Below are 1,642 nucleotides of genomic sequence, written 5' to 3'. Positions count from 1 at the left end.
CTGCCGCGGCGCCGACACCCGCGCCGGCGGACGACGACCTCGAAGAGACCCGCATCAGCATCCCGGGTCACCGGCTGGTGTTCACGTGGGACGACGGGACGCGCATCCCCGTCTCGCGTCGCACGGTGTTCGGGCGCAACCCCGCCCCCGAGGAGGGCGTCGTGGTCGTGCCCGTGCGCGACGAGACCCTCTCGCTGTCGAAGACGCATTTCGAGGCCGCAGCCGAGACCTCGGGCGGCTGGATCCTCGACCGTCACTCCACCAACGGGCTGACCCTCGTGCGCGAGGGCCAGCGCATCTCCTGCCCCGCAGGCCAGCGCGTGCCGATCAAGCTCGGCGACGTGATCGAGATCGGCGACCGCGTCGTCATGGTCGGAGGATACGCATGACCCGTCCGCTCATCGTCGCCACGGGCGCCGCGACCCATTCGGGTCTGCGCCGCCCGCTCAACGAGGACTCGTACATGGCGAGCCCGCCGCTGTTCCTCGTCGCCGACGGCATGGGCGGGCACGAGGCGGGCGAGCGCGCGAGCGCGACCGTCATCGACGAGTTCGCGCGCTACATCGGCCGGGTCGACCTCGAGCTGGAGGATCTGCTCGAAGCGCTGGCCCGCGCCCGGTCGGCGGTCGAGGCCCTTTCCACCGACGGCAGCGGCCGGGCGGGCACCACGCTGAGCGGCGTCGTCGTCGCCTCGGTCGAGGGGATGGGCTACTGGCTCACCGTGAACATCGGCGACTCGCGCACCTACCGCCTCGCCGACGGCGAGCTCGAGCAGATCAGCGTCGACCACTCGGTGGTGCAGGAGCTCATCGAATCGGGCGAGCTCACCGCGGCGGAGGCGGCCACCGATCGTCGCCGCAACATCATCACGCGGGCGATCGGCGCCAGCAGCACCGGCGACGCCGACTACTGGCTGTTCCCGGCGGAGCTCGGCGATCGGATGCTCATCTGCTCCGACGGTCTGACCACCGAGGTCTCCGACGAGCGGATCACGCAGATCCTGGCCGCCGAGCCCGACCCGCAGCGGGCGGCCGACATTCTGGTCGACGAGGCCGTGCAGGCGGGCGGTCGCGACAACATCACCGTGGTCATCGTCGATGCCGTGTCGGTGGCGGCGCGCCGGGGGGCGCTGCTCCAAGCCGACGACGTCGATGCCGACACGCGTCCACGAGAAGCCGCAGCAGGAGGGGTTCGCTGATGCAGACGATCTACCGACCGGGACAGTGGTACCTGATCGTGATTCCGGGGGCCCTGGTGGCGCTGCCACCCGACGCTACGGGCGAGACGGTCGCCGCGCTGTGGGACCGGCTGCCGCGCGAGCGGAGCCTCGCCACGGTCATCGACGTGCTCACGACGCAGGCGGGCGGTTCGTTCGCCGACATGCCGCCGTTCGTCGCGGCCGTGCTGGAGGGCACCGACGCCAGGGTCGCCGTGCGCGGCTCGCTCGCCGTGCGGGTCACCGGCGCGGATGCCGAGGCCCAGACGTTCTCCGGCGCCGACGTCACGACCTGGAGCGAGCGCTTCGTGCCGGGGGTGTCGAAGGTGGAGATCACGGTCGACGAGGGCGGCTCGGGATCCGCGCTCCCCGTGCAGAGCGGCATCGTGCTCGCGGCCGCCGTGAGCGCTGACATCGAGCCGGCCG

2 protein-coding genes and 1 pseudogene are annotated in these 1,642 nt (G+C 72.0%); all 3 read left to right on the top strand.

Translation table 11 applies throughout. The features are described 5' to 3' along the window. On the top strand, positions 1-389 hold a 389-nt coding region (locus tag GZ67_RS20730; RefSeq protein ID WP_029273767.1), incomplete at its 5' end, for an FHA domain-containing protein. Next, positions 386-1,198, top strand: coding sequence for a PP2C family protein-serine/threonine phosphatase (locus tag GZ67_RS0103980; protein ID WP_029261272.1), 813 nt, complete (start codon positions 386-388; stop codon positions 1,196-1,198). The genes GZ67_RS20730 and GZ67_RS0103980, both read left to right, overlap by 4 nt. Continuing rightward, positions 1,198-1,642 (top strand): annotated as a pseudogene (locus GZ67_RS0103975) (hypothetical protein); the annotation flags it as partial. The gene GZ67_RS0103980 and the pseudogene GZ67_RS0103975, both read left to right, overlap by 1 nt.

Source organism: Microbacterium sp. Cr-K20, from assembly GCF_000708325.1.
GTDB lineage: Bacteria > Actinomycetota > Actinomycetes > Actinomycetales > Microbacteriaceae > Microbacterium.
The sequence above is the reverse complement of the archived record's forward strand: the minus strand, read 5'-3'. Positions and strand labels throughout refer to the sequence as shown.